Source organism: Stenotrophomonas sp. SXG-1 (assembly GCF_014083965.1).
In the GTDB taxonomy this organism is placed as follows: domain Bacteria; phylum Pseudomonadota; class Gammaproteobacteria; order Xanthomonadales; family Xanthomonadaceae; genus Stenotrophomonas; species Stenotrophomonas geniculata.
In genome coordinates this window covers 582,802-605,247 of sequence record NZ_CP046588.1, presented here as the reverse complement: position 1 = coordinate 605,247, position 22,446 = coordinate 582,802, and the positions used below count along the sequence as shown (strand labels likewise).

16 protein-coding genes are annotated in these 22,446 nt (G+C 68.1%); 8 read left to right on the top strand and 8 right to left on the bottom strand.

What is annotated here, in order from left to right:
• Nucleotides 1-154: 154 nt before the first annotated feature.
• Entirely contained in the window at nt 155-4,039 is a 3,885-nt protein-coding gene (gene purL, locus GOC52_RS02715; RefSeq protein ID WP_187296447.1) for a phosphoribosylformylglycinamidine synthase, read from the bottom strand.
• Between the two features lie 804 nt (nt 4,040-4,843).
• Between purL and GOC52_RS02710 the strand changes: the two genes are divergently transcribed.
• Nucleotides 4,844-6,943: a glycosyl hydrolase family 18 protein gene (locus tag GOC52_RS02710; RefSeq protein WP_049410574.1), complete on the top strand. Its 2,100-nt coding sequence runs from the start codon at nt 4,844-4,846 to the stop codon at nt 6,941-6,943.
• A 119-nt stretch (nt 6,944-7,062) separates the two neighbouring features.
• Here GOC52_RS02710 and GOC52_RS02705 read toward each other — a convergent pair whose 3' ends face one another.
• Nucleotides 7,063-7,848 (bottom strand): thioredoxin fold domain-containing protein, encoded by a 786-nt coding sequence (locus GOC52_RS02705; RefSeq protein WP_010480725.1) that lies wholly within the window; start codon nt 7,846-7,848, stop codon nt 7,063-7,065.
• A 100-nt stretch (nt 7,849-7,948) separates the two neighbouring features.
• Complete coding sequence (gene xerD / locus GOC52_RS02700; protein ID WP_010480724.1) at nt 7,949-8,926, bottom strand: site-specific tyrosine recombinase XerD; 978 nt, start codon at nt 8,924-8,926, stop codon at nt 7,949-7,951.
• 56 nt (nt 8,927-8,982) lie between these two features.
• On the opposite strand from xerD, the gene GOC52_RS02695 reads away from it, so the two are divergent.
• On the top strand, nt 8,983-9,474 hold the full coding sequence (locus tag GOC52_RS02695) for an RDD family protein (protein WP_049452679.1): 492 nt from the start codon (nt 8,983-8,985) through the stop codon (nt 9,472-9,474).
• A gap of 90 nt (nt 9,475-9,564) precedes the next feature.
• On the opposite strand, the gene lptG is transcribed toward GOC52_RS02695, so the two are convergent.
• Nucleotides 9,565-10,671: an LPS export ABC transporter permease LptG gene (lptG, locus tag GOC52_RS02690; protein ID WP_010480722.1), complete on the bottom strand. Its 1,107-nt coding sequence runs from the start codon at nt 10,669-10,671 to the stop codon at nt 9,565-9,567.
• Nucleotides 10,668-11,750 (bottom strand): LPS export ABC transporter permease LptF, encoded by a 1,083-nt coding sequence (lptF, locus tag GOC52_RS02685; RefSeq protein WP_049434096.1) that lies wholly within the window; start codon nt 11,748-11,750, stop codon nt 10,668-10,670. Before lptF ends, lptG begins: the two co-directional genes overlap by 4 nt.
• A gap of 104 nt (nt 11,751-11,854) precedes the next feature.
• Between lptF and GOC52_RS02680 the strand changes: the two genes are divergently transcribed.
• The 4 genes from GOC52_RS02680 to GOC52_RS02665 all read left to right on the top strand — a co-directional run bounded on the left by GOC52_RS02680 (nt 11,855) and on the right by GOC52_RS02665 (nt 17,670).
• The gene (locus GOC52_RS02680) at nt 11,855-13,333 is read left to right on the top strand and encodes a leucyl aminopeptidase (protein WP_053442497.1); all 1,479 of its coding nucleotides are present in this window, start codon (nt 11,855-11,857) and stop codon (nt 13,331-13,333) included.
• Nucleotides 13,334-13,415: 82 nt separating this feature from the next.
• A complete protein-coding gene (locus GOC52_RS02675; RefSeq protein WP_010480719.1) occupies nt 13,416-13,841 on the top strand; it encodes a DNA polymerase III subunit chi in 426 nt (141 codons plus the stop codon).
• Nucleotides 13,842-13,913: 72 nt separating this feature from the next.
• Entirely contained in the window at nt 13,914-16,742 is a 2,829-nt protein-coding gene (locus tag GOC52_RS02670) for a valine--tRNA ligase (RefSeq protein WP_191850615.1), read from the top strand.
• 106 nt (nt 16,743-16,848) lie between these two features.
• Nucleotides 16,849-17,670: an EamA family transporter gene (locus tag GOC52_RS02665; protein ID WP_071306593.1), complete on the top strand. Its 822-nt coding sequence runs from the start codon at nt 16,849-16,851 to the stop codon at nt 17,668-17,670.
• 104 nt (nt 17,671-17,774) lie between these two features.
• Here GOC52_RS02665 and rimI read toward each other — a convergent pair whose 3' ends face one another.
• From rimI to pssA, 3 genes are read right to left on the bottom strand one after another with little or no spacing between them, the layout of a single operon-like run.
• Nucleotides 17,775-18,272, bottom strand: coding sequence for a ribosomal protein S18-alanine N-acetyltransferase (rimI, locus tag GOC52_RS02660; RefSeq protein ID WP_010480714.1), 498 nt, complete (start codon nt 18,270-18,272; stop codon nt 17,775-17,777).
• The gene (locus GOC52_RS02655) at nt 18,269-18,778 is read right to left on the bottom strand and encodes a hypothetical protein (protein WP_191850613.1); all 510 of its coding nucleotides are present in this window, start codon (nt 18,776-18,778) and stop codon (nt 18,269-18,271) included. Before GOC52_RS02655 ends, rimI begins: the two co-directional genes overlap by 4 nt.
• A complete protein-coding gene (pssA, locus tag GOC52_RS02650) occupies nt 18,775-19,551 on the bottom strand; it encodes a CDP-diacylglycerol--serine O-phosphatidyltransferase (protein ID WP_005415206.1) in 777 nt (258 codons plus the stop codon). The genes GOC52_RS02655 and pssA overlap by 4 nt, the downstream gene beginning before the upstream one ends.
• Before the next feature lie 80 nt (nt 19,552-19,631).
• Here pssA and GOC52_RS02645 point away from each other — a divergent pair, with 80 nt between their 5' ends.
• Both GOC52_RS02645 and GOC52_RS02640 read left to right on the top strand, forming a co-directional pair.
• On the top strand, nt 19,632-20,006 hold the full coding sequence (locus GOC52_RS02645; protein ID WP_029379706.1) for a DUF4124 domain-containing protein: 375 nt from the start codon (nt 19,632-19,634) through the stop codon (nt 20,004-20,006).
• A 661-nt stretch (nt 20,007-20,667) separates the two neighbouring features.
• The gene (locus GOC52_RS02640; protein WP_126560912.1) at nt 20,668-22,371 is read left to right on the top strand and encodes a proline--tRNA ligase; all 1,704 of its coding nucleotides are present in this window, start codon (nt 20,668-20,670) and stop codon (nt 22,369-22,371) included.
• Nucleotides 22,372-22,446: the final 75 nt, after the last annotated feature.

Here is a 22,446-nt window from a genome sequence, read left to right as displayed (position 1 = left end):
GTTTTGTTAGGCATGCGTGACGAAGTTCCGTCGCATGAAAATCGATGTAACTAGCGGTCGGGACAGGAGTTTCACGCGCGCATAGAAAAACCCGCCGATCAACGGCGGGTTTTTCCGTACGCAGCGGCATTGCGGCCTGCGCAGAACGATGCGATCAGCCGCACCATACCCGCGCGTTGCGGAACATGCGCATCCACGGCGAGTCACCCTGCCACTCGGCCGGCGCCCAGCTCATGTTGAGCGCGCGCGGCGTGCGTTCCGGGTGCGGCATCATGATGGTGACGCGGCCGTCGCTGCTGGTCAGGCCGGTGATGCCGTCCGGCGAACCGTTCGGGTTCAGCGGGTACTGGCTGGCCACGTTGCCGTTGCCATCGATGTAGCGCAGCGAAACGCGAGCGGCTGCCTGGTCGACGGCATTGTCGAACACGGCCTGGCCTTCACCATGCGCCACCGCCACCTGCAGGCGCGAACCAGCCATGCCACGCAGCAGGATCGACGGCGACTCCACCACTTCCAGCAGCGCGGTACGGGCTTCGAACTGCTCACTGGCGTTGCGGCGGAACTGCGGCCAGTGCTCGGCCCCCGGAATGATGCCCTTGAGCTGGCTCATCATCTGGCAACCATTGCACACGCCCAGCGCGAAGCTGTCCTCGCGCGCGAAGAACGCGGCAAAGGCATCACGCAGCGCACTGCGCTCCAGGATCGAGGTGGCCCAGCCGCGGCCGGCACCCAGCACGTCGCCGTAGCTGAAGCCACCACAGGCGACCAGGCCGGTGAAGTCCTGCAATGCCACGCGGCCTTCGATCAGGTCGCTCATATGCACGTCGAAGGCGCGGAAGCCGGCACGTTCGAAGGCGTTGGCCATTTCGATCTGGCCGTTGACGCCCTGCTCGCGCAGTACCGCCACGCGCGGACGCGCGCCGGTGCTGATGAACGGGGCGGCCACGTCCTCGTTGAGGTCGAAGCTGAGCTTGGGCTTCAGCCCTGGCGCAGTGAAGGCACGAGCGATCTCGCGCTCGGCATCGGCATTGGCCGGGTTGTCGCGGCGCTTCTGCATCGCGTGGGTGACCGACCACCAGGCGTCGAACAGCGCTTCCCAGCGCCATTCGGCCAGGTTCTCGCCGGCCAGCGACACGCGCACCACCGGTGCGGTGGTCGGCTTGGCGATGCGCTGTGCACACTCGATCAGTGCATGGCGCTCGACCAGGTCGGCAAAGGCGGCACGGTCTTCGCGGGCGATCTGCACCACCGCGCCCAGCTCTTCATTGAACAGGCTGCGGAACGGATCATCGCCCCAGGCATCGAGGGTGATGTCCAGGCCCAGCCGCGAGGTGAAGGCCATTTCGCACAGCGCGGCGAAGGCGCCGCCGTCGCTGCGGTCGTGGTAAGCCAGCAGCAGGCCGGCCTGACGCGCATCGCGGATCAGCTCGAAGAAGCCACGCAGGCGCTGCGGGTCGTCCAGGTCCGGTGCGGCACCGGCGAAGGCCGGCAGATCGCCGTGGTCGGCATGCACCTGCGCCAGGATCGAACCGCCCAGGCGCTGCTTGCCGGCGCCCAGGCCGATCAACCACAGCTCGCTGTCCACGTCGCGGTCGAGCAGCGGGGTCAGCTGCTGGCGCACGTCGGCCACCGGCGCGAACGCCGAGATCACCAGCGACACCGGCGACACGCTCTTGTGCGCTTCGCCCTGGTCGTGCCACTGCGCCTGCATCGACAGCGAGTCCTTGCCGACCGGGATGCTGATGTCCAGCTGCGGGCACAGTTCCATGCCCACCGCCTTCACCGCGTCGTACAGCAGCGCGTCTTCGCCGGGGTGGCCGGCCGCGGCCATCCAGTTCGCCGACAGCTTGATCTCATCCAGCGCATCGACCGGGGCCGCGCACAGGTTGGTCAGCGCTTCGCCCACCGCCATGCGTGCCGAAGCAGCCGCATCGAGCAGGGCCAGCGGGGTGCGCTCGCCGATCGACATCGCTTCGCCGGCCACGCCGTCGAAGTCGGCCAGGGTGATCGCCACGTCGGCCACCGGCAGCTGCCACGGGCCGACCATCTGTTCGCGCGCGGTCAGGCCACCGACGCTGCGGTCACCGATGGTGACCAGGAAGTTCTTCGAAGCGACCGTCGGGTGCGCGAGCACGCGCAGGCCGGCGTCCTGCAGGTCCAGGCCGCCGGTCTTCAGCGCCGGCCAGCGCGGTGCCGGCGGGTGCGCGGTGTCGCGGTGCATCTTCGGCGGCTTGCCGAACAGCACGTCCATCGGCAGGTCGATCGGCGCATCGGCCGGGGTGTGGCCCGGCACGGCGCCGTAGGCGACCACCAGGTGCTCTTCAGCGGTGGCCACGCCAACGGCAGCGAACGGGCAGCGCTCGCGCGCGCACAGCGCGGCGAACTCGGCCAGGCGCTCCTGGGCCACGCCGAGCACGTAGCGTTCCTGCGATTCGTTGCACCACAGCTGCATCGGCGACAGCGACGGGTCATCGGTGGGCACCTTGCCCAGGTCGATGACACCACCGACGTTCGAGTCGTGCAGCAGTTCGGGGATGGCATTGGACAGGCCACCTGCACCGACGTCATGGAAGAACTTGATCGGGTTGTTGGCACCCATTGCCACGCAGCGGTCGATGACCTCCTGGCAGCGACGCTCCATTTCCGGGTTGTCGCGCTGCACGCTGGCGAAGTCCAGGTCCTCGGCGCTTTCACCGGAGGCCACCGAACTGGCGGCGCCGCCGCCCAGGCCGATCAGCATCGCCGGGCCACCGAGCACGATGACCGCATCACCGGCCTGCAGCGGGATCTTGTCAACCTGTACGCGATCGATCGCGCCGAGGCCACCGGCCAGCATGATCGGCTTGTCGTAGGCGCGGACCAGATCGGCGCCTTCCGGCAGCTCGAAGGTGCGGAAGTAGCCGAGCAGGTTCGGGCGGCCGAATTCGTTGTTGAACGCAGCGCCGCCCAGCGGGCCGTCGGTCATGATTTCCAGTGCCGGTGCCATCCGCGGGTTCAGCGCGCGCGGCGCTTCCCACGGCTGCGGCAGTTCCGGAATGCGCAGGTGCGAGACCGAGAAACCGGACAGGCCCGCCTTCGGCTTGCCACCACGGCCGGTCGCGCCTTCGTCGCGGATCTCGCCACCGTTGCCGGTCGATGCGCCCGGGAACGGCGCGATCGCGGTCGGGTGGTTGTGCGTTTCCACCTTGATCTGGAACGCGCTGGGCACCTGTGCTTCGCGGCGGTACTCGCCGCTGGCCGGATCGGGGCGGTAGCGCGACGCCGGATGGCCTTCGATCACCGCGGCATTGTCGCTGTACGCGCTGAGCGTGTGCTGCGGGGTCTGCTGGTGGGTGTTCTTGATCATCCGGAACAGCGAGCGGTCCTGCTCCTGACCGTCGATGGTCCAGCTGGCGTTGAAGATCTTGTGCCGGCAGTGCTCGGAATTGGCCTGCGCGAACATCATCAGTTCGACATCGGACGGCGCGCGGCCCAGCGCGGTGAAGCGTTCGCGCAGGTAGTCGATCTCGTCCTGGGCCATGGCCAGGCCGAGGCGCTGGTTGGCGGCCTCCAGCTGGTCCACCGGCACGCGTTCCAGTTCGCCACGGGCCGGCGCCGAGAACAGCGCCTGGCCCTGCTCCACGGTCTCCAGCACCGACTGCGTCATCGGGTCGTGCAGCGCCTTGACCAGCGCCTGCTGGGCGGCGGCATCGGCCGGCCAGCCCTGCACGTCGATGCGCAGGCCGCGCTCGACCCGGCTCACCGGCTGCCCGGCACCACGGACCAGCTCGGTGGCCTTGCTCGACCACGGCGACAGCGTGCCCAGGCGCGGCACCACGATGCGGCTGACCGCGCCTTCGGCCAGGGCCTCGGCCTGCGGCGCAGCTTCGAGGATGCGGCACAGCGTGGTCAGGTCGGGGGCGGCGCTGCCTTCGGGCTGCACGAAGTAGACGTGCCAGGCACCGCTGATGCGCAGGGAGGGCGCGATGGACTGCAGGCGGGATTCAAGACGTTCGCGGCGGAACGGCGACAGGGCGGGCGCGCCCTCGAGGACCATCATGTCCGGGGAACCGTAGTTGGGAAACGGGCCCGACATTGTACCGGAAGCGGGGGGTGGGCTTTGGCCGGGCGGCGCCCGGCGCCCGCCGAGGCCGGGGCAACGGCAACGGCCAGAGCAAAAGCTGGCTTCCCGTGGGATGGCGGGGTGGGTCCGGTGGCGGGGGACGCCGTAAACCCGTCCATGGGGGCTTGGCCGCGGCATCCATGCCGCGGACACCCCCGCCACCGGACCCACCCCGCCTTCGACAGATTTCTGCGATCTGCGGTAGATCCACGCCAAGCGTGGATGTTCCCGGTAGTGCCGGCCGCTGGCCGGCAACCAGAGGAAGTCAGAAATCAGGCATTGAAGAGCGAAGCGACCGGCTTTTGATTTTGATTTTCTGTTCTGTCTTTCGTGGCTGGGCCGCGCAGGAACCTGTCAGGGGTCGGGCGGGTGGGCATCGCGGGGGTGTCCGCGGCATGGATGCCGCGGCCAAGCCCCCATGGACGGGTTTACGGCGTCCCCCGCGATGCCCACCCGCCCGGCCAAACCCTTGAATTCGCGTGCCGACCAACCACGAGGGGCACCGCCGATGGCCGCCGACCGCGCGCAGCGCGCTCTCCGCCCGATTCCCCGAACCATGCACTTGCTCACGGATTGACCACACAATTGATGACAACGTTGTCCCTACCTGGCGCCGGACTCTCTCCCCGGCCTCCCAGGTACCTCCGTCCGGCCCCTCCGTCGCCTTCCCGGGCGATGCCCGGACCTGCGTCACGCGCGGCGCCATCGGGGCCCGCGCGCCCTTTGATCGGAGACTTACCCATGTACGACCCGATTGTGCGCAGTGCCGAACGTTCGACCCGAAGCTGTCGTCCCCACCGCCTGGCCTGGCTGCTTGCCCTGGCCGCCGGTGCCGCCGCCCTGCCCGGCCTGGCGCAGGCCGCCAGTTGTGCCGGGGTGGCCCAATGGGACCAGGCCAAGATCTACCGGGCCGGCGATACCCTGCAGAAAGGAGGCGTCCTCTATCGGGCGAACCAGGACATCTGGAACGCGCCGCCGGACCATCCGGCCGGTGCGCCCTACTACACCAACCTCGGCGCCTGCGATGGCAGCGGCGCCAACCAGCCGCCGGTGGTCAGCCTGACCTCGCCGGCCAACGGCGCCACCTTCAGTGCCGGCAGCACGGTCAACGTGACTGCCAACGCCAGTGATCCGGACGGCAGCGTCGCCAAGGTCGAGTTCTTCCGCGATGGCAGCACGCTGGGCGTGGCCACCAGTGCGCCGTACGCGGCCAGCTGGGCCAATGCCAGCGCCGGCAGCCACACCCTGCGCGCGGTGGCCACTGATAACAACAACGCCACCAGCAGCACCGCGACCATCACCATCACCGTCAACGCCGCCGGTGGCGATACCACCGCACCGAGCGTGCCGGGCGGGCTGGCGGTCGGTACGCGCACCGCCAACAGCATCGCGCTCAGCTGGAGCCCGTCCACCGACAACACCGGCGGCAGCGGCGTGGCCGGCTACGACGTGTACCGCAACGGCAGCCTGGTCGGTTCACCGTCCAGTGCCAGCTATGTCGACGGCGGGCTGACTGCCTCCACCACCTACCGCTACCGCGTGCGCGCCCGCGACAACGCCGGCAATGCGTCGGCACAGGGCACCGAGATCAGCGCCACCACGCTGGCCGGTGACGGTGGCACCACCGGCAAGCGGGTCATCGGCTACTTCACCCAGTGGGGCATCTACGGCCGCAACTACCGGGTCAAGAACATCGACAGCAGCGGCTCGGCCGCACGCCTGACCCACATCAACTACGCGTTCGGCAACGTGCGCAACAACCGCTGCGAAGTGGGCATCACCCAGCCGTCGGATCCGAACAGCGGTGCCGGTGGCGACGCCTTCGCCGACTACACCAAGGCCTTCAGTGCCGCCGAGAGTGTCAGCGGCAGCGCCGATACCTGGGACCAGCCGCTGCGCGGCAACTGGAACCAGCTCAAGCAGCTCAAGGCCAAGTACCCGGGCATGAAGGTGCTGATCTCGCTGGGTGGCTGGACCTGGTCGCGCGGCTTCTCCAGCGCGGCGCGCCCGGAAAACCGCCAGGCCTTCGTTGCCTCGTGCATCGACGCCTACATCAAGGGCAACCTGCCGGTGACCGACGGTGCCGGTGGCGCCGGTGCCGCGCTGGGCGTGTTCGACGGCATCGACATCGACTGGGAATACCCGGTGGCCTGCGGCATCGAATGCGGCAAGCCGGAAGACAACGCCAACTTCACCGCACTGATGGCCGAGTTCCGCCGCCAGCTCGATGCGGTGCGTCCGGGCCTGTTGCTGACGGTGGCGGTGGGCGCCGGCATCGACAAGATCCGCGTCACCGATCCGGCCGCGTACCACCCGTACCTGGACTACATCAACGTGATGACCTACGACTTCCACGGTGCGTGGGATGCGAAGACCAATCACCAGTCGGCGCTGTTTGATTCGCCGAATGATCCGTCCACCGGCGACCAGAAGCTGTACAACAGCAACGACGCCATCGAGGCCTTCATCAGCCGAGGCGTGCCCGCCGCCAAGCTCAACCTGGGCATCGGCTATTACGGGCGTGGCTGGACCGGGGTGGCCAACGCCAACAACGGCCTGTACCAGACCGCCACTGGCGCCGCTCCGGGCACGTATGAAGCCGGCATCGAAGACTGGAAGGTGCTGAAGAACCTGGCGTGGCCGGGCTACACCGACAACACCGCCGGTGCCACCTGGATCTACAACGGCAGCACGCTGTGGAGCTTCGATACCCCGGCCAACATCACCCGCAAGATGGGCTACGTGAAGACCCAGGGCCTGGGCGGCGCGTTCGTCTGGGAGTTCAGTGGTGACGATGCACAGGGCACGCTGACCAAGGCGGTCAGTGATGGCCTGAAATAAGAAAAAAGCCGGGGGCGCAACGCGTCCCCGGCCCCTGACCTGTAGAGCCGAGCCCATGCTCGGCTGATGTTGCCGGAGCCGAGCACGGGCTCGGCTCTACAGCGAATGACATGCGACGATCAGCGCTTGGCCGACAGCTTTTCCAGCGCCGCGCGCAGCTGCGCCGGCGGCAGGTAACCGCCCAGCTGGGTACCGTCCGGCGCGAAGATCGCCGGCGTCCCGTTCACGCCCAGCTGCTGGCCCAGTGCGTACTGCATCGCCACCGGGTTGGTGCAGTTCTTGGCCGGCACATTGCCACCGCGCTTGGCATTGGTCAGCGCCTGGCGGCGATCCGCTGCACACCAGACCGAGATCATGTCGGTGTAGTCCTTGCTGCCCAGCCCCATGCGCGGGAACGCCAGGTACTCGACGGTGATGCCGTTGCGGTTGAGCTCGGCGATGTCCTGGTGCAGTTTGCGGCAGTAGCCACACTCGATGTCGGTGAACACGCTGATGGTGTACTTGGCATTCGGCGCGGCGAACACGATGCGGTCGCCATGGTTGGCCTTGGCCAGCAGATCGCGGCGGTAGCCGAGCAGGCCTTCGCTGTTGGCCGGGCCCTTGGCGCGGGTGTCGTAGGGCTGCGACTGGAACAGGTAGCGGCCATCATCGGACACGTACAGCAGCTGGCCGGACACGACGACCTCACGGAAGCCGGGGAACGGTGCAGCACCGATGTAGTCCACCTGGAAACCGGGGTTCAGCGCGGTCAGCGCGGCGCGCACGGCCTGATCGGCCGACGCGTTGGCGGCCGGGCTGGCCTTGGCCGCAGCGGTGGCGGGTGCCTTGGCAGCTGGCGGGGCCGGCTGGGCGCAGGCGGTCAGGCTGAGCGCACCGAACACGGCGGCGATGGCAAATCGGAGCATGGAGCGGTCCGCGGCAGAAGAAGACCCCGGATTCTGACACAGCTGCCGCGACCGGGCCGCGACACCGCCCGACGCTTGAGGCCGGGGTTCAGGCCTGCGCTCAGCCGCGCGGATGGTGGCGTGCGTGCAGCTTCTGCAGGTGTTCGCGGGCCACCAGGGTGTAGATCTGGGTGGTCGACAGCGAGCTGTGGCCGAGCAGCATCTGCAGCGCGCGCAGGTCGGCACCGCGGTTGAGCAGATGCGTGGCAAAGCTGTGCCGCAGGCCATGCGGGCTGATCCGCGCCGGATCGATGCCGGCCACCTGGGCGTGGCGCTTGACCAGATGCCAGAACGCCTGGCGGGTCAGCGCATGCAGCGTCGGCTCGACGAACAACGGTGTCTGCCCGTCTGCCAACGCGTGCACCTTGCCCTTGCCGACCAGCAGCGGGCGCGACTGCTGCAGGTAACGCTCCAGCCAGTGCTGCGACTCCTCACCCAGCGGCACCAGCCGTTCCTTGCTGCCCTTGCCGGTGACCCGCAGCACGCCCTGGCGCAGGTTGACCGCGGTGGCGGGCAGCAGCACCAGCTCGCTCACGCGCAGGCCGGCGGCATACATCAGCTCCAGCATGGCCCGATCGCGCAGGCCCAGCGGGCTGTCGACATCCGGTGCTGCCAACAGCGCGTCGATCTGGCTCTCGGCCAGCGCCTTGGGCAGCAATCGTGGCAGCTTGGGCGGATCCAGCAGCGCGCTGGGATCCTCGCTGCGTTCGCCGCGGCGCACGCCATCGGCGAAGAACGCCCGCAGCGCCGACAGCAACCGCGCATTGCTGCGCGGTGACCAGCCGTGGCGGGTACGCCAAGCCAGATAGTCGAACAGGCCGGGACGCTCGATGCCGGCCAGGCCACCATCGCGCCCGTCCATCCAGCGTGCCAGCCCTTCCAGGTCGCGCCGGTAGCTGTCGAGGGTGGCGCGGGCCAGGCCGTTCTCGGCCCAGATCGCATCGAGGAAGCGCTGGATGCGCACGCTGTCATCGGCGCGCAGTTCCGGCAGTTGCTGCACCAGCTGGCGGCGTTCGGCGGGGGTGGAAACAGAGGCCATGCGTAGAGGATACGAGGGCCACTGCGGATGCGGCCAGCATTGCGTATGCTCGGCGCATGTCCCGCCCCGCCATTGATACGGCCCCTGCGGCCGCTACCGAACTGCCCCGCCCGCGCGCATTGCTGCTGTGGCGCGCGCTGGCGATGGTCTACGACGCGCTGCCGGTGCTGGCGCTGTGGATGCTGGCCGGCACCCTGTTCACCCTTGCCTACACCTTCAGCGGCCATGCCCAGCGCGAGAACATCGCGCCGTTCAGTGCCTGGCAGTGGCTGCTGTGGGCGGTGTGCTGGGCGATCACGGGGTGGTACGCGACGGCAAGCTGGCGCCGCGGCGGGCAGACGCTGGGCATGCGGCCGTGGCGGCTGAAACTGCACTCCAGCGATGGCGCGCCGCTGCGGCGCAGCCAGCTGTGGCTGCGTTTCGCCGTGGGCACGCTGTCCCTGCTGCTGGGTGGACTGGGCTTCTGGTGGGCGTGGGTCGATCGCGAACGCCTGACCTGGCATGACCGCGCCAGCGGTACCCGCCTGGTGCGCATGCCGAAACGGTAAGGCGCTGTCTGTAGAGCCGAGCCCGTGCTCGGCTGCTTTCCGCACTGTACGCGACAGCCGAGCACAGGCTCGGCTCTACAACAACCAGAATCAGCCCGACTTGCGCCGGAACAGCAGTCCGGACACCGCCAGCATCACGATCGGTGGTAGCGCATAGGCAATGCGGTAATCGAACTTCAACGCGCCGGCCATGCGCCCGAAGAACAGCTGCAGCAGCCAGAAGCCCAGCGCGAACAGGATGCCCAGGAACAGGCGCTTGCCCATGCCGCCGCTGCGCAGCGAACCGAACGCGAACGGCACCGCCGCCAGGCACAGCGCCAGCACGTTCACCGGGTAGAACCAGCGGCTCCAGTACACATCCTCGAAGTCGCGCGCATCCAGCCCGTTGCGCTGGCGATAGGCGATGCTGGTGCTCAGTTCGGCCACGCTGAGGTTGCGCGGCTTGGCGATGCCGGTGGCCAGCGCCGCCGGATCCAGCGAAGAATTCCACGCTTCGCGCGCCACTTCCTCACGCGTGGCCGAGCGTTCACCAAAGGTGTCCCGGCGCACGCCCGTCAATACCCAGCCATCCTTGTCATGCTCGACGGTGGCAGCATGGGTCAGCGAGGCGATCCGGCCGTCTTCAGCGATGCGATACAGGCGCACGTCGCGCAGGATCAGGCGCGTGCCCTTGTCGCCAACCAGCTGCTCCTCGCCACTCTGCGCATTGAGGAAGGTATCGCCCTCGCGTGCCCACAGGCCCGAATAACGGCTGGTGGCGATATCCCGCCCCCACTTGGCACTGGACTTCAACGCATCGGCACGGTCCTGGCCCCAGGGACCCAGCGTCTCGGCGCTGAGCACCATCACCGCGGTCAGCAGCGACAGCGCGATCGCCACCGACACGCTCAGGCGCTTGCGCGACAGGCCCAGCGCGCGCAGTGCGGTCAGCTCGGAGGTGGCAGCCAGCTGGCCCAGGCCCATCAGCGCACCGATCACCGCGGCGGTGGGGAACATGGTGTAGGCGCGGCGCGGCACCGTGTACAGCACCCAGGCGGCGGCATGGCCCAGGGTGTAACCGTTCTTGCCGATGTCCTTGAACTCGCCGGAGAACGCCATCACCACGTCCAGGCCGACCAGTACGGCCCAGGTCAGCAACACGGTGGTGAACACCGACCGGCCCAGGTACAGGTCGAAACGCATCGGGCGCAGCCTCATGCGCGGGCTCCCTTCGGGCGGCCCAGGCGGCCATCACGTGCATACATCCAGATGGCCAGCGCCAGCAGCGGCAGGGTCAACCACCACAGGCCGAGCGCAGGGGGGATCTTGCCGTTGGCGATCCAGCCGCTGCCGATGAACATCAGGTTGGTGCCGACCATGTAGGCCATCAGCGCCAGCATCATGCGGCCGTAGCGCTGCTGGCGCGGCGAGCTGCGGCCCAGCGGCACGGTCAGCAGGGCGAACGCCAGCGCGATCAGCGGCGGGGCCAGGCGGCGGTGCAGCTGCGCCTGCGCCTGCGGACGCTCATCGCCGATCAGCTGCAGGGTCGGCATCAGTTCCGGGTCATCCTCGGTGCGGATCTGCGCGCCATCGGGCAGGGCCACGTCATTGCGGGCGAAGGTCGCCAGGCGGTAGTCCAGCGCACCGGCCACCGGCCCTTCCACCTGGTGGCCGTCATCCAGCTCCAGGAAGCGCTGGCGGGTACCCTCGAAGAACATGCGACCGCCATTGGCCGACACCACCTCCAGGCGGTCATCCTTCTGGCGCTGCAGGAACACTTTGCCCAGCTGGGTGCCATCGGGCGAGATCGAGGACAGGTAGACCACGCCGCCATTGGGCAGCGGGGTGAAGCGGCCCGGCTCCAGGCCGGCCATCAGCACGCTGCGGTTGGCCTCGATGATCATCTGCTCGGCCACCCGGCCGGCCCACGGGCCCAGCCACAGCGAGCAGGCGCCGACCAGCAGCACCACCGGCACCACCAGCATCAGCAGCGGCCGCAGCAGGCGCTTGGGGCCCACGCCAATGGCGGTGATGACCGCCATTTCCGAATCGCGGTACAGGCGGGCGATGGCCAGCAGCAGGCCCAGCATCAGTGCCAGCGGCAGGATCAGCGGCAGGTAGGCGATGAACTGCAGGCCCAGCTGCGAGAACAGCAGCTTGGCCGGCAGCCGCCCGTCGGCGATGTTGCCGAGGATGTCCACCAGCACGCCGCCCACGCTGACCACCAGCAGGACGATCAGGGTAGCCAGGAAACTCTGGACGAAATCGCCCAGCAGGTATCGGTCGAGCTTCAGCATGGGGCGGTGGTTTAAACTCTGGGGTTCGTTCGCGGTGCCGCCCAGTCTACTGTCTGGGCGTAAACGGCCTGCGATTGTACGGACTCGCCAATGGAATCTGCTCAATGGCCCTCGAATTCACCCTGAACCACGTTGCTCCGGCCGCCGCCACCGTTGATTGCCTGGTGGTCGGCGCCTATGCCGACCATACCCTGACCCCGGCCGCACAGGCCCTGGACGCCGCCAGCGGTGGCCGCCTGGCCGCCCTGGCCCAGCGCGGCGACCTGTCCGGCAAGACCGGCGCCACCACCCTGCTGCATGACCTGCCGGGCGTGACCGCCCCGCGCGTGCTGGTGGTCGGCCTGGGCGAAGTCGCCCGTTTCGGCGTGCCGCAGTACCTGAAGGCCGTCGGCGACGCCGTGCGCGCGCTGAAGGCTGGTGCTGCCCGCAGCGCACTGTTCACCCTGTCCGAAGTGGCCATCAAGGACCGCGACGCGGCCTGGGCGATCCGCCAGGCGGTGATCGCCGCCGATCACGCCGCCTACCGCTACACCGCCACCCTGGGCAAGAAGAAGGCCGACGACGCCGGCCTGGCCCAGCTGGCCATCGCCGGTGACGACGCGCAGGCCCTGGCCCAGGGCCAGGCCATCGCCGCCGGTGTCGAGTTCGCCCGCGAGCTGGGCAACCTGCCGCCGAACTACTGCACCCCGGCCTACCTGGCCGAGGTGGGCGTGAAGTTCGCCGGCGAGCATGACGGTGCCGAAGCCGAGATCCTCGACGAGCACCAGATGGAAGCGCTGGGCATGGGTTCGCTGCTGGCCGTGGCCCGTGGTTCGGCCAACCGCCCGCGCCTGGTGGTGCTGAAGTGGACCGGTGCTGGCGACGCCAAGCCCTATGTACTGGTCGGCAAGGGCATCACCTTCGATACCGGTGGCGTCAACCTGAAGACCCAGGGCGGCATCGAAGAAATGAAGTACGACATGTGCGGTGGCGCCAACGTCATCGGCACCTTCGTCGCTGCGGTCAAGGCCAAGCTGCCGCTGAACCTGGTGGTGGTGGTGCCGGCCGTTGAAAACGCCATCGACGGCAACGCCTACCGTCCGTCCGACGTGATCACCTCGATGTCGGGCAAGACCATCGAAGTGGGCAACACCGACGCCGAAGGCCGCCTGATCCTGTGCGACGCGCTGACTTACGCGCAGCGCTTCGAGCCGGCCGCGCTGGTCGACGTGGCCACCCTGACCGGTGCCTGCATGGTCGCCCTGGGCCACCAGACCGCCGGCCTGATGAGCAAGCACGACGACCTGGCCAACGAGCTGCTGGCCGCCGGCGAGCACGTGTTCGACCGCGCCTGGCGCCTGCCGCTGTGGGACGAGTACCAGCCGATGCTGGATTCGACCTTCGCCGACGTCTACAACATCGGCGGCCGCTGGGCCGGCGCGATCACCGCTGGCTGCTTCCTGTCTCGCTTCACCGAAGGCCAGCGCTGGGCCCACCTGGACATCGCCGGCGTGGCCAGCGATGAAGGCAAGCGTGGCATGGCCACCGGCCGCCCGGTCGGCCTGCTGAGCCAGTGGCTGCTGGACCAGGCCGCCCGCGCCTGATGCCGTACCCGACCCTGGCCGGCGCCCGCCGGCCGGGGCCTCGCCCGGCACCGCCGGAACCCTGCCTGACCCGGACCCTGCCATGCCCCGCGCCGACTTCTACCTGATCGCCAAGCCCCGCTTCCTGACCGAGCCGTTGCGCCTGGTCTGCGAGCTGGCACGCAAGGCCAACGACGCCGGGCTGTTCACCCTGGTGCTGGCCCGCGACCAGGCCCAGGCCGAGGAGCTGGACGAACTGCTGTGGGCGTTCGACAACGACGCTTACATCCCGCACCAGATCGCCGGCGAGGACATGGACGAGGAAGAAGCGCTGGTGCTGATCGCCGTACCCGGCACCGGGGCACCGGCGCGTCCGCTGGTGATCAACCTGCGTGATGAACCCTGGCTGGGCGAGTGCGAGCGCGTGCTGGAAGTGGTTCCGGCCGACCCGGAAGCGCGCGAACCGCTGCGCGAACGCTGGCGCCAGTACAAGGCCGCCGGTTACGACCTGAACAAGCACGACATGTAAGCGCGCCCCGGCCCCCTTGATGGGCCGCCGCCGCGCCCTGATCCTTCAACGATTACCTCCTGGTTCCCCCGCATGACCCAACTCGCCTCCAGCTACGACCCGAAGTCCTTCGAGACCAACCTCTACGAGGCCTGGGAGAAGGCCGGCCACTTCAAGCCGTCCGGCACGGGCGAGCCGTACACCATCCTGCTGCCGCCGCCGAACGTAACCGGCACCCTGCACATGGGCCACGCGTTCCAGCAGACCCTGATGGATGCGCTGGTGCGCTACCACCGCATGCGTGGCTACGACACGCTGTGGCAGGTCGGTACCGACCATGCCGGCATTGCCACCGAAATGGTGGTCAGCCGCAACCTGGCGCTGGAAGGCAAGGGCGAGACCCGCGATTCGCTGGGCCGCGAGGGCTTCATCGGCAAGGTCTGGGAGTGGAAGCAGCAGTCCGGCGACACCATCGAGCGCCAGATGCGCCGCCTCGGCACCTCCGCCGACTGGTCGCGCAGCACCTTCACCATGGACCCGCAGCCGTCGGCCGCCGTCAACGAAGCCTTCGTGCGCTGGTACGAGCAGGGCCTGATCTACCGTGGCCAGCGCCTGGTCAACTGGGACCCGGTGCTGAAGACCGCCATTTCCGACCTGGAAGTGGAGAGCGCCGAGGAAGACGGCTTCCTGTGGTCGATCGCCTACACGCTGGATGAAGGCCTGAGCTACGAGCACGTCGAGCGCGATGGCGACGGCGTGGAAACCCTGCGCGAAACCCGCGACTACCTGGTGGTCGCCACCACGCGCCCGGAAACCCTGCTGGGTGATACGGCGGTGATGGTGCATCCGGAAGACGAGCGCTATGCGCACCTGATCGGCAAGCAGGTGGTGCTGCCGTTGACCGGCCGCCGCGTGCCGGTGATCGCCGACGATTACGTGGACCGTGCGTTCGGCACCGGCGTGGTCAAGGTCACCCCGGCGCACGATTTCAACGACTATGAAGTGGGCGTGCGCCACAGCCTGCCGATGATCAACCTGTTCACCCCGATGGCGGCGCTGAACGAGAATGCGCCGGAACGCTTCCAGGGCCTGGACCGCTACGCAGCACGCAAGGCCGTGCTGGCCGAGCTGGAAGACCTCGGCATCCTGGTCGAGACCAAGGCGCACAAGCTGCAGGTGCCGCGCGGTGATCGCACCGGCCAGGTGATCGAGCCGTACCTGACCGACCAGTGGTTCGTGAAGATGGACGACCTGGCCAAGCGTGGCCTGGAACTGGTCGAGGACGGAAGCATTTCCTTCGTGCCGCCGAACTGGATCAACACCTACCGCCACTGGATGAACAACATCCAGGACTGGTGCATCAGCCGCCAGCTGTGGTGGGGCCACCGCATCCCGGCGTGGTTCGACGAAGCCACCGGCAGCTGCTACGTCGGTCGCAGCGAAGAGGAAGTGCGGGCAAAGAACAACCTCGGCAGCGACGTGGTGCTGAACCAGGAAAGCGACGTGCTGGAGACCTGGTTCTCCTCGCAACTGTGGCCGTTCTCCACCCTGGGCTGGCCGAACGAGCAGGCCATGGCCGAGCGTGGCTTCGACCGCTACCTGCCGTCGTCGGTGCTGATCACCGGCTTCGACATCATCTTCTTCTGGGTGGCGCGCATGATCATGGCCACCGACAACCTGGTCGGGAAGATCCCGTTCAAGGACGTCTACTTCACTGGCCTGATCCGCGACGGCCAGGGCCAGAAGATGTCCAAGAGCAAGGGCAACGTGCTCGACCCGCTGGACATCATCGACGGCATCACCATCGACGACCTGGTCGCCAAGCGTACTGGCGGCCTGATGCAGCCGAAGATGGTGGAGAAGATCGAAAAGGCCACCCGCAAGGAATTCCCGGACGGCATTGCTGCCCACGGTGCCGATGCGCTGCGCTTCACCATCGCCGCGCTGGCCACCCACGGCCGCGACATCAAGTTCGACATGAACCGCGCCGAGGGCTACAAGAACTTCTGCAACAAGCTGTGGAATGCCAGCCGCTTCGCGCTGATGAACACTGAAGGTGCCGCGTTCACCGGCGTGCCCAAGCCGCGCACCGATGCCGAGCGCTGGATCCTCGCGCGCCTGGCCGCCACCACTGCCGAAGCGCAGGGCCATTTCGCCGCCTACCGCTTCGATCTGCTGGCACAGTGCCTGTACGAGTTCGCCTGGAACGCGTTCTGCGACTGGTTCCTGGAACTGAGCAAGCCGGCCCTGAACGGTGCCGACGGCGCCGATGCCGAAAGCACCCGCCACACCCTGCTGTACGTGCTGGAAGCGCTGCTGCGCCTGCTGCACCCGCTCACGCCGTTCATCACCGAACAGCTGTGGCAGCAGCTGGCCCCGCGCCTGGGCCTGGCCGAAACCACGCTGTCGCTGCGCCCGTACCCGACCGCGGCCGAGTTCGAGGGCGATTTCGCCCAGGCCGAGGCCGACGTGGAATGGCTGAAGGCGGTGATCAGTGCCGTGCGCCGCGTGCGCAGCGAATTGAACGTCGCCCCGTCCAAGCTGGTGCCGCTGCGCCTGCAGGCCGGCCTGGCACAGGACCGCGTGCGCATCGAACGCTTCAGCGCTTCGCTGTCGTTCCTGCTGAAGCTGGACAGCATCCAGTGGCTGGCCGAAGGCGAAAGCGCACCGCCGGCTGCCGCTGCGATCGTGGGCGAGCTGAAGCTGCTGGTGCCGCTGGAAGGCCTGGTCGATCTCGACGCCGAGCGCGTGCGCCTGGACAAGGAAATCGCCCGCGTCGAAGCCGAAAAGGAAAAGAGCGAGACCAAGCTGGCCAGGTTCACCGACAAGGTGCCACCGGCGGTGGTCGAGCAGGAACGCGTGCGCCTGGTCGACTGGAACACCCAGCTGGCCGGCCTGCGCGAGCAGCGCGCGAAGCTGTAAGCACCATGCTGGTGTGTGCGGACCTCGGTCCGCACTGAGCGATGTGCCAACCAAGGTTGGCACCCACCAAACCCGGAACATTTTCCCGACATGGCATCATCGCCCGATGCCTCTGCCCATTTTCCTGCTGGTCCTCGCGGCCGCGGCCCTGCATGCCAGCTGGAATGCGATCGTCAAGCGCGGACCAGACAAATTCCTCGGCACCGTGCTGGTCACGGGCAGCGCCGCGCTACTGTCGGCGGCCGCCCTGCCCTTCCTGCCGTTCCCGGCCGCGCACTGCTTGCCGTGGCTGGGCGCGTCGGTGCTGTTGCAGGTGACGTACTACAGCCTGGTCGCACGCTGCTACCAGCAGGTCGACATGAGCCTGGCCTATCCCCTGATGCGTGGCAGCGCGCCGATCCTGGTTGCGCTGGCCGGCACCCTGCTGGGCGAACAATTGCCAGCTGCCGCGTGGCTGGGCGTGGTGCTGGTGAGCACCGGCATCCTGTGCATGGCACTGGGTGCGCGTGGCGGCCAACTGCGCTTGCCACTGCTGACCGCGGCGATGATCGCCACCTACACCCTGGTCGACGCGCAGGGTGCGCGCCAGTCCGGCAGTGCGCTCAGCTACACGCTGTGGCTGTTCCTGCTGTCGGGCATTCCCCTGCCATTGTGGGCGCTGTACACCCGGCGCGGCGCGGTGCTGGACTATGCGCGGCAGCATTGGCCTCTCGGTCTGGCCGGCGGCGTCGGCACCACGGCGTCCTATGCGATGGCGTTGTGGGCGATGACCCAGGCGCCGGTGGCGATGGTCTCCGCGCTGCGTGAGTCTTCGATCCTGTTCGCGCTGCTGATCTCGGTGTTCCTCCTGCGCGAGCGCATTCCGCGTGCGCGCTGGCTGGCGGCGGCGCTCATCGTAGGCGGTGTATTGGCACTGCGGTTGGCGTGAGCAATGCGTGCCAACCAAGGTTGGCACCTACCACGGCAGGTGATGTGTCGATGACAGCGGAGATCCATCGGTAGTGCCGGCCGCTGGCCGGCAACCCTTCCCGGTTACAGCGGCGGCATCGCCTGCAGGTCGCCGTCGACCAGTTCGATCGCCATCACCACCGCGTCCTCGCGGCCCTGTGCGGCCGGGTAGTAACGCGGGCGGCGGCCGATCTCGTTGAAGCCTTCGCTGTGGTACAGCGCCAGCGCCGGCGTGTTGGACGGACGCACTTCCAGGAACACCCGCTGCGCGCCACGGTCGCCGGCCAGCTGCACCAGCGCCCGCAGCAGTTGCCGCCCGAGGCCACGCGACTGCGTGAACGGGTCGATGCAGATGTTCAGCACATGGGCCTCGTCGGCGGCGATGCTGAGCACGCCGTAGCCGATCAGCTGGCCATCGCGCTCCATCGCCAGGCCGGGATAACCCGCACGCAGGCAGTCAACGAAGATGCCGCGGGTCCAGGGAAACGGATAGCCGCGTACTTCAATCGCCATCACCGCGTTGAGGTCGCTCTCGCGCAGCGCACGCAGGCTGACCGGACCGGGCTGGCTGACCGCACTCATGGCGTGCCCCGCTTGCGCAGGGTGCGCAGCTGCGGCCACAGCGCGCGCTTGGCGGCCGGGTCCTGGCGCAGCTGGTCCAGCGGCCAGCTGTCCATCAGCGCCTGCGTGGCCGGATCGTTGGGGTTGCAGCCGGACGCGCGCAGCAAGGCGATCTGCAGGCGATCCGGCAGCCGCACCACCGGCTGCCGGGCATTGCCGCCGGGCAGCGGGCGGGCAGCGGCAGGCGCGGTGTCCGGTGCGCTGACCGGGGTCTCGCGACGCGGGGGTGCCGGACGCTCCTGGCGGGAAACCGGTGTGGACGCAGCCAGAGGCTCGCGCGCGGGTGCGGTGGATGCCCGCGCCTGCTCCGCCGCTGGCGCGGCAGCCGTCTCGGCTTCGGCCACGCTCAGCTGCAGCGCGGCATCCAGTTCCGCGGCCAACTGGCCGTCGTGGTAGACGGTGTAGCCCATGGCCTGCAGCCAGGCCTGCTGGGCCGGTGACCACAGCACGGGCAGGTCCTGGCTCACGCGGCCTCGGGCTTCTTGCGCAGGCGCTGCACGGCCCACATCACTGGGCCGGACAAGGCGTACAGGATGCCCACCGCGAACAGCACGCGCGGCAGATCGATGACCGCGATGGCGATGGCCACCGGTACCAGTGCCAGCACCAGGAACGGCACGCGGTCCGAACGGGTGCCCTTGGCAGCGCCGCCCTTGAAGCTCCAGAAGCGGATGCGGCTGACCATCAGCAGCGCCGCGATGATCGTCACCGCCAGCGCCACGTAGCGCAGCTGGTTGCCGTCCCAGCCCAGGTTGCCATCGGCGAACGCCCAGACGAAGGACATCATCAGGCCGGCCGCGGCCGGGCTGGCCAGGCCGACGAACCAGCGCTTGTCGACCACCGCCACCTGGGTGTTGAAGCGGGCCAGGCGCAGTGCCGCGCAGGCCGCATACAGGAAGGCCACGGCCCAGCCGACGCGGCCGAGCAGCGGATCATCGAACTTCAGCCATGACAGCGACCAGTGGTACATCACCAGCGCCGGGGCCATGCCGAAGCTGACCAGATCGGCCAGCGAGTCGTACTGCACGCCGAATTCACTGCTGGTGCCGGTCAGGCGCGCCACGCGCCCATCCAGGCCATCCATCACCGCTGCCACGAACACGGCGATGCTGGCGTTGACGAAGTCCCCGTTGGCCGCGGCGATGATCGCGTAGAAGCCGGCAAACAGGCCGGCGGTGGTGAACAGGTTGGGCAGCAGGTAAATCGTGCGCGAACGCGGCGGCGGTGTGATCGGGTCCATGGAATCCAGTTTAATCGACTTGCCAGTGCTCGGCGCCAATGCTGCAATCGGCGTTCTACGCCCATTCCGTGGAGTTTGCCATGCGTGCCCTGTCCTGCCTTGGATGCCTGCTGCTGTTGGCCAGTGCCAACGTCGTGGCTGGCCCGGTCTATAAATGGAAGGACGCCAATGGCGTGACCCAGTATTCGGAGACCCCTCCGGCGGGCAGGAAATTCGAGACCCGTGCGCAGGCGCGCAGCCCACAGGCTGCGGCCAGCGCCGAGACCCCCGCCGCACCGGTGCCTGAGCAGTGCAGCACGGCCCGGGCCAACCTGGCCCTGCTGGACGGTGGTGGCCAGGTGATGCAGGACACCGATGGCGATGGCAAGGCCGATACCCCGTTGGCTCCGGAGCAGCGCAGTGCGCAGAAGGGGTTGGCTGAAGCGGCGATCAAGGCTTACTGCCCGGCGGAGTGAGGGTATCGGCAGGGCTTGCAGCCCTGCACCTGCTTCAAGCAACGGCAACGTCAAACGCCAAAGCGGCTTCCTGAGGGATGGCGGGGCACTGTGGGTTTGCGGGGACGCCGTAAACCCATCCCTGGGGGCTTGGTCGCCGCATCCATGCGGCTCACACCCCGCAAACCCACAGTGCCCCGCCTTCGACAGTTGGCCGGTGGCCGGTGGGCAGTTGATCTACGCCATATGTGGATCAATCTCCATGGAAATCGAATATTTCGGGAATTGATCGAACAGCAGCCGAGCAAGGCTCGACTCTACAGAAATGCAGGCAGGTCGCAGGAATCTGTCGAAGGCGGGGGTGGGTACGGTGGCAGGGGTGTGAGCGGCATGGATGCCGCGACCAAGCCCCCATGGGTGAGGGCGCTTTGCTCGCGAAGCACTGCTTCGCAAGCGCCCGAACGCACAGCCGCCAGCGGCTGGGCCGGACCGCGGAGCGGGGTTTACGGCGTCCCCTGCCACCGGGCCCACCCCGCCATCCCCCAGTAAACTCGCCTTTGCCGTTGCTTCGGCAGTTGCAGTTGACGTTGCTTGAGGCGGGTGCAGGGCGCAGCCCTGCCGATACCCCTCCCCCCGGCCGGGCTGGCAGAATAGGCGTCTCTGCCGTTATCCGAAGCCGACGATGCGCCTCTCCCAGTTCCACCTGCACACCACCAAGGAAACCCCCAGCGACGCCGAGCTCACCAGCCACCGGCTGATGCTGCGCGCGGGCATGATCCGCAAGCTGGCATCGGGCCTGTACACCTGGTCGCCGCTGGGCCTGCGCGTGCTGCGCAAGGTCGAGCGCATCGTGCGCGAGGAAATGGACCGCGCCGGTGCCGTGGAATTCCAGATCCCGACCATCCAGCCGAAGGAACTGTGGGAGCAGACCGGCCGCTGGCAGAAGTTCGGCCCGCAGCTGCTGAAGATCAAGGACCGCAAGGACCAGGTGTTCTGCTACAGCCCGACCGCCGAAGAAGCCGCCTGCGACTTCGCGCGCAGCGAGCTGTCCAGCTACAAGCAGCTGCCGGTCAATTTCTACCAGGTGCAGACCAAGTTCCGCGACGAGATCCGTCCGCGCTTCGGCGTGATGCGTTCGCGCGAGTTTCTGATGAAGGACGCCTATTCGTTCCACCTGCACGATGAGTGCCTGGTGCGCGAGTACGAGAACATGAAGTCGGCCTACAGCCGCATCTTCACCCGCCTCGGCCTGGACTTCCGCATGGTGCAGGCCGACTCCGGTGCGATCGGCGGCGATGCGTCGCAGGAATTCCACGTGATCGCCGATTCCGGCGAGGACGCGCTGGTGTTCTCCACCGGTTCGGACTACGCGGCCAACATGGAAGCGGCGATTGCCGCCGATCCGGCACCGCGTGCCGCCGCCAGCGAAGCCATGCGCAAGGTCGACACCCCCACCCAGAAGACCTGCGAGGATGTCGCGGCCCTGCTCGGCATCGACCTGCAGCGCACGGTGAAGTCGGTGGCGCTGATCGCTGGCGAAGGCAAGGCACAGCAGTTCGTGCTGGTGCTGGTGCGCGGCGACCATGAGGTCAACGAGATCAAGCTGGCCAAGGTTGCCGGCCTGGACGAACAGCGCTTTGCCAGCGAGGCGGAAATCGCCGAGTACCTGGGCAGCGTGCCGGGCTTCCTCGGCCCGGTCGCCCCGGCCAAGGCCATCCGCGTGGTGGCTGATCGCGAAGTGGCGGCGATGTCCGACTTCGTCGTCGGCGCCAACGAAGCCGGTTTCCACCTGGCCGGCGTCAACTGGGGCCGCGACCTGCCGGAACCGGAAGTGGCCGACATCCGCAACGTGCGTGCCGGTGACCGCGCGCTGGACGGCGGCGAACTGAAGATCGCCCGTGGCATCGAAGTCGGCCACGTATTCCAGCTGGGCCGCAAGTACGCCGAAGCGCTGGATGCCACGGTGCTGGACGAGAACGGCAAGGCGGCGGTGATGGCGATGGGCTGCTATGGCATCGGTATCTCGCGCGTGGTGGCTGCCGCGATCGAACAGAACCATGACGATGCCGGCATCATCTGGCCGGACGCGATGGCGCCGTGGCAGGTGGTGGTGTGCGTGATCAACCCGAAGGGCGACGCTGCCGTCGCCGACGCTGCGGCCAACCTGTTGCAGGAACTGCGCGATGCCGGCCTGGATGCGGCGCTTGACGATCGCGGCCTGCGCCCGGGCGCGATGTTCGCCGACATGGAACTGATCGGCATCCCGCACCGCGTGGTGGTCAGCGAACGCGGCCTGGCCGCCGGTACCTACGAATACCGCTCGCGCCGCGCCAGCGAAGCGGAAAGCCTGGACAAGGCCTCCCTGCTGCAGCGTCTGCAGGGCTGATCAGGAAAAAGACCGGGCCCTGCCCCGGTCTTTTTTTTCTGCCGCGGTCTTCCCCGATATTGCAGCGGACATAAT